We start from the raw sequence: 5,654 nt of genomic DNA on the forward strand, positions 1-5,654 counted from the left end.
TTCTCCGACCGATGCAGCCGGCGAATCTCGGCCCAATCCTCCACAGTGATCACTCTCCAATCGAAGGGTGCTCACTTTTCGACCGGAATCACCTGCTCACTTTTCGACCGGAACCGACAGCGCCTAGCGGGTAGACGTTTGCCAAGGCCGCGAGGGGCGAAAACCCACAGCCCCGAGCCCCTCCCCAGTTCGAAGGCGGCCGGTCGGCGCCGTCGCTGGCGTTGCTGTGGCGTGGCGAGTTGTCAACCGCGGTGATGTCGGCAGCAGCCCGCGCTGCGCTGGCTGAGAACACAGCGGGGCCGCCGTGTGCGACGGTGCTCGACGCAGGTACCGCAAAACCACGGCGGCCGTTTGCCTTTTCGCGCGAAAGGAGGGGACGCAGGCCGACGCCTGGATCCTGGCCCGCGACAAGCACCGCTGCCAACTGCGCTATACGGTATGCACTCTCATCGCCACGCATGTCGATCACATCATCGAGGCAGCCGATGGCGGCGACAACTCCGACAGCAGTGTACAGGCCGCGTGCGCGGACTGTCACCGCGTGAAGACTGGCCGCGATGCCAGGGCCAGACAGCTAGCCGCCAAACCGCCACCGGCACCACGTGTCTCGTACTTCGACCCGGACGGGTACCACCAGTCATGAGACCTCGGTGGCTGCTGACCATCGGCGTGGGCGCGGCAATCGGTGAACCGGCAGGCGATTGATGGGGCCCTGGCGCGGGCGGACAGGATTGCCGCCGAGCGGATCTCGCAGGGCGCGCCGATCGTGGGGACGCTGCTGTCGTGTGGTCTGCGCCCGCGTAATGTGCCGCTGCTGCGTGATCCTGATGTGATGGTGGATATCGACTGCGACGACTGGGTAACGGTGAACGAGTCCGCGACGGAGCGGCACAAGGCCAAAGCGCGCAGCCGAGGAAGCACGCCGCGCTACGGTAGCGGATCGCGACGGGCACAACGGGGCTGAGCGCAGCGGGTACGCCGCGACAACACTGACCGAGGGAATCTCATGAGCAGCAAGCCAGCGGATCCGGTCAGCCATCCTGCGCACGCGCCGATGTAAGGGATGCGGACTTCACATAAGGCCGCGAATGTACGCCACGCGGCCAGCGATGGCGGCGGTGAGGTTCTGCGTCGAGACCTCGGGCACGGGCTCGTCGTGAATGCCCTCCCCCTTAACGGTGGACACCAAACAGGTTGCGTCGTAGAGCCGTTCGCGCACGAGCCGGTCGAACAGAATCCCGTATCGGTCGATGTATGAGGAATTGTCGAAAACAGGGTCGGTTCGGTAGACCGGAGTCCCCTGATCCCTCACAATGCTTGTCGAGTTGGGAGCGTGCTCGATTACAAAGACAAAACCGAGCCAGGGCCGGACATTCCCGACATAACCCGCTTCATAGCCACGCCAAAGGTCTACCGCGTTGCCGATGGCTTCTTCGGTCCGGTTATTGAAGTTGTTGCCGAACGACCCGACCTGCGACTTGCACTCAATCGCAGCCACCAGGATTCTCTCGAAGGTGACCACTATGTCCCAGTTCTTCGCCCGACGATAGAAGCCCGGTAGCGGAATGATCCCGGTCCGCCGGACCTGGGCTCCGAGTTCAACTAGGGATGTGAACTGCTCTGCAATCACGTCTTGGAGTGGACCGAGATGCTGCCCCCCGGTCACCGATCCGCGAGTGCCTGCATCAATCTTGCCCGAGTCGATCTGCTTCTGCGTTTGAAGGTCCCGCCCGGCCCAAAAAGCGCGCACGGCAGCGTCATAGTCCTCGAATGTTGCCGTCATAGTGCCGTTAGCTCATACTCCGCTAGGTCGATGCCGTAGGCCTCACCGGCAGCCTTGGTCGCCCCATCGACATCACGGTCGCGGAACGCCGCACGAAGGGCCTCGGCAACCATTGGGTCGATCTGTTCGGGGCGAGGTACCCGAATCTGCCTGAGGTACTGCGCCTGGAATCGGAGGGTTCCGCCTCGCATACGAACGCAGTAAGCCTCGATGTACGCCTGCGCAACCCGTCCGAGTAAAAGCCCACCGAGTACCTCCATGTCCCACGCGTCGGACACCACGTAATAGAGGTTGTGATGCGGGTAGTACCCTCCGGGCTCCAAGACGGGATGAATGTAGGCCTTCATGTCTTGGAGCAGCAGCTTCGGCTTGGCCGTGAGACCAGCGTTGAGCTTGTCGATCGTCCGGTACCAAGACTTAGGAGCCTTGCGAGCAACGAATCGTTCGCGCAGGGCCGGATGCGCCGACAGGTATGCCGCCATGCGCGGGTAATCGTCCAGCGCAACGAGTGAGCCATCCTCCGCCCACGGGTTCACCAAATAGTTGCCGTGCCATACAAACTCGCCCGTCGCCAAGTCTTGGGCCATCGACAATGGCACCAATCGGTCAGCCTCGGCGGCATTCGCGTCCTTAGTCACGTACACCTTGTCAGCGCCGGTGGCGATGCCGATGCCTACCCGCGTCCCCGTGCGAATGTCGTGCACGGGTCCGAACTTGTCGTTGAGGTGCGCGATCAACGCGAGTCTCGCCGGTGATCCGGTAGGCCAAAGTCCATCCCCAGGGAACCACTGCGCGAGCCGGTGGGCCTTGACTCCTACGTCGATGTATTCATCGAACCTCTCGTGAGCCGCGGCCTTGGCGAGAGCAGACGCGCTTGCCGGCCCGAACTCCGCAGTGGTCTCGGCGACGGTGACCCCGGCCTGCGACGTGTTGGACAGAACGATGATCGCTGGATAGGCCGATACGCGTGTCTCGAAGGCATCCACGTCGTGCATGGTCCAGACGTGCTCGACAGCGAATCTGCTGGCGACCAGCTTTCGCAGATCGGCACCGTATTGGTTACGCATCCAACGGTCGGCGCAGATGAATCCGACTCGCCCTCCTGGTTTGAGGGTTCGAAGTGCGCGCTCGATGAATCCGACATAGACATCGCCTCGGCCACGCATGGTTGCCCACGTCCGTCGGTATTCCGCAGCGGCGGTCTCCGGCAGGTCGTCGTAGCGGATGTATGGCGGGTTGCCCACGATCACGTCGGCGGGCGGCACGTCGGAGTGCGCAAGCAGGCCGACGCCCGACAGCAGGAAGTCATCATGACGGACCCACTGTTCGGCTAATCGGGCCGCAACCTCCTTCGACGCCCCGGCGCTTTCTAGCAGCTCGCGGCAGACCTTCCGGGAGGTCTCCACATGCTCGGGCTGCAAGTCGAACACGCACATGGATTCGCCGAGTGCCGTGAAGTCCCGCCCATGCGCAACCGCACTTGCGATGAGTCGTTCGACCGCAGGGCCGAGGAACGCGCCCGATCCGCAAGACGGCTCGACAAGACGGAGGTCCGCTAGGTCGCGGTCCGCGGTGTAGCCGGTGAGATCCAGGAGTACGTCCACTACCCAGCGGCGGGTGAATACCTCACCGTAGTTCTGCACCTCGTCGGTGGCTGTCAGGGTCACACCTCGCACTCTATGAGCGTCCGCCGACATGCTCGGGGCGACACGACCGGGAACGCGACATTACGTGGCGGTCAGGCTGTCGGCGGCTTCCGGCGTATCGCCTGGCCCACCGCCCAGAGACGACGCCCGCCGTGGCTCGCTGCTCCGGGTCAGCGGAGCCAGGTGGCGGTGGCTCTGTTGCTGGCCGACACGGGGGCATTGTCCGCCGATTTCGCTGACGTCCTCGGTAAGGTCCGCACAGCAGCACGTAAAGGAACAGGGTGGCGATGGCGGGGAAAACGCGACGGGTTGTTTTTGGCCGGATAAATCGGCGGAACCCAGGCCAGCAGCCTCTGCAAATGCGTCCGTTTGCCGAAGACATGAGCGCACTCGCTGAAAGTCACCAGACTGTACACACCATGCGCAGTACAGCCGGTCGGCCCGGACGGCGCTGGGTCGCTGCCGACATGACGATAACGCCATCAGGAGAATTCATGACGGGCGTTCTGGGCTTCTCTGAGCAGCAACAGCAAGTCACCTTTGACGACGAAGCATTTTCGTGGATGAAGGGAGAAGTAGCCGACTCCGAATCGGCAAATGAGCAAACGATTGTCCCGTTCGCAGTGGATCTGCGTGAGGAAAACCGCTGGCTAGCCTTCGCCACGACCGCTCGGCTACAGCCGCAAACCTTTCGCGCTGGCTTTCAAGCGGTGCTCAACGAAGCTGTCGCCAAGACCGGTCTGATTCCGGTCGATTGGGAAGTGGATCTGGTGACTTCGACCTCTCGTGTGTTCGAGTGGTTGCGCCAAAACCCCAAAGTCCATTTGCTAAGGCGCACACTCAAGTTTAGCAATCCGGGCATAGATATCGACGATGATCGCCAGCAAATGCGAGCGCTCGCGGCGAATCGTAAAACTGAGGAATTCAAGGCCGCTTACGGCAAGTCACTCGATATCGGTTCACCAGCGTTCGAAAACAAGCTTGAAGGAACTGAGACCGGAGACCTCCATGTCGTCATGGAATCAAGAGGTAGCCATGGCGTTCGTAACGTCAAGTTCAACAGCAACGACACGGTAGACGAGGACATGGTGGAAGACTTCGGCACGAACCTTCAACGCGGCATTGACATTGTGTTAGCAGCGTTGCGTGAGTACGTCGCCAGTAAGGCGGGTCCCGAGCAGCCCGAGCTGGCCTAGAGTCCTAGGTTGGCGGACGTGTCAGTGGGTCGCGCTACCCTCTCGCACGAGTGTTCGAGTATGGGGTGATCGAGTGTCCGGACATTCGGGAGTGACCCGGCATCTGTGGGATGCCATACGGAAAATGCGCTTTGGCGACGTGCTCCAGATCGATCTGTTCATCGGCGTCGCGGGCGGCGCTGGCGGGTTGGTGCTCGGATTGAACTATCCCGCCAAGCTCGTCGGTGCGGTGAGTGTGACAGCGGGAGTTGTTGGCGTGGTCATCGGCGCAGTGATCGCCGGAGTCGCGATCCAGTCGGCATTCCTCGACCAGTCCTTCCTGCGCAAGCTGCGTGCGATCGGACGCGACCCTGTGGTGTACCTGACTCCCTTCATTTTCACTGCTGCCATTGGTGTTTTCGCGCTGCTCGGCCTGCTTGTTCTATCCGCGATGTCGCCAACGGCCAACAAAGCCGTGTTGGCAACTCTGGGCGCATTAGTCGGATTCTTTTCATTCTGGGCGGTCTCAAGCCTGTTACCGGGAATGGCGACGCTGATCCAATTCGTAGGGTTGCACCAGGACGCGATTGACGTGCCCGATGACATCGACATCAAGCCGGACCAACGTCGCGCACAGTGAATCGCGCCACTGCCCTGGCGACCGTACGGGCGGCTGCACAGTGCCCACGAGTGCTGGTGGCTGCTGGCAAGTTATCGCACACAGATCGCACGGCGCGGCGGAAATAAGACCGAAAAACCCGCATTGCGCAGGCATTTCCCTGTGTCGGGCTGACAGGATTTGAACCTGCGACCACTTGACCCCCAGGAAGTAGCGACTCCGCGTTTCCTCAGTTCGCAAGTGGTTTTCGCTGTCCGATCGTGAAGTATGAAGTTCGCGGACATGCAGGTCGTTCGCGATCGCGCATGACCTGACTTTTATCACTGTCGGCGATCCGACGGTTGTGTAGGGCTGTGACCTGTGTCTTCGGTTGTGGCCTGGTGCGGATTTGTGCACTAGCCGGTGGGCCGTAGGGTGCCTGCGTGGCCTAT

Annotated in this window: 6 protein-coding genes; 4 read left to right on the forward strand and 2 right to left on the reverse strand. The window is 61.7% G+C overall.

Going from position 1 to position 5,654, the window contains the following annotated elements:
• Positions 1-304: 304 nt before the first annotated feature.
• Together H7I87_RS29190 and H7I87_RS15225 are read left to right on the forward strand one after the other, a co-directional pair.
• A complete protein-coding gene (locus H7I87_RS29190; protein ID WP_033717581.1) occupies positions 305-643 on the forward strand; it encodes an HNH endonuclease in 339 nt (112 codons plus the stop codon).
• A 42-nt stretch (positions 644-685) separates the two neighbouring features.
• The gene (locus H7I87_RS15225; RefSeq protein ID WP_083071830.1) at positions 686-964 is read left to right on the forward strand and encodes a hypothetical protein; all 279 of its coding nucleotides are present in this window, start codon (positions 686-688) and stop codon (positions 962-964) included.
• Positions 965-1,072: 108 nt separating this feature from the next.
• On the opposite strand, the gene H7I87_RS15230 is transcribed toward H7I87_RS15225, so the two are convergent.
• Positions 1,073-1,783: a PaeR7I family type II restriction endonuclease gene (locus H7I87_RS15230; protein WP_033717580.1), complete on the reverse strand. Its 711-nt coding sequence runs from the start codon at positions 1,781-1,783 to the stop codon at positions 1,073-1,075.
• A complete protein-coding gene (locus H7I87_RS15235) occupies positions 1,780-3,450 on the reverse strand; it encodes an Eco57I restriction-modification methylase domain-containing protein (protein WP_033717578.1) in 1,671 nt (556 codons plus the stop codon). The genes H7I87_RS15230 and H7I87_RS15235 overlap by 4 nt, the downstream gene beginning before the upstream one ends.
• 338 nt (positions 3,451-3,788) lie before the next feature.
• Here H7I87_RS15235 and H7I87_RS15240 point away from each other — a divergent pair, with 338 nt between their 5' ends.
• On the forward strand, positions 3,789-4,625 hold the full coding sequence (locus H7I87_RS15240; RefSeq protein WP_129560096.1) for a DUF4747 family protein: 837 nt from the start codon (positions 3,789-3,791) through the stop codon (positions 4,623-4,625).
• A gap of 124 nt (positions 4,626-4,749) precedes the next feature.
• Positions 4,750-5,244, forward strand: a complete 495-nt coding sequence (locus tag H7I87_RS15245) for a hypothetical protein (RefSeq protein WP_033727449.1) — start codon at positions 4,750-4,752, stop codon at positions 5,242-5,244.
• Positions 5,245-5,654 lie beyond the last annotated feature (410 nt).

The organism is Mycobacterium timonense, from assembly GCF_025821985.1.
Lineage (GTDB): Bacteria > Actinomycetota > Actinomycetes > Mycobacteriales > Mycobacteriaceae > Mycobacterium > Mycobacterium avium.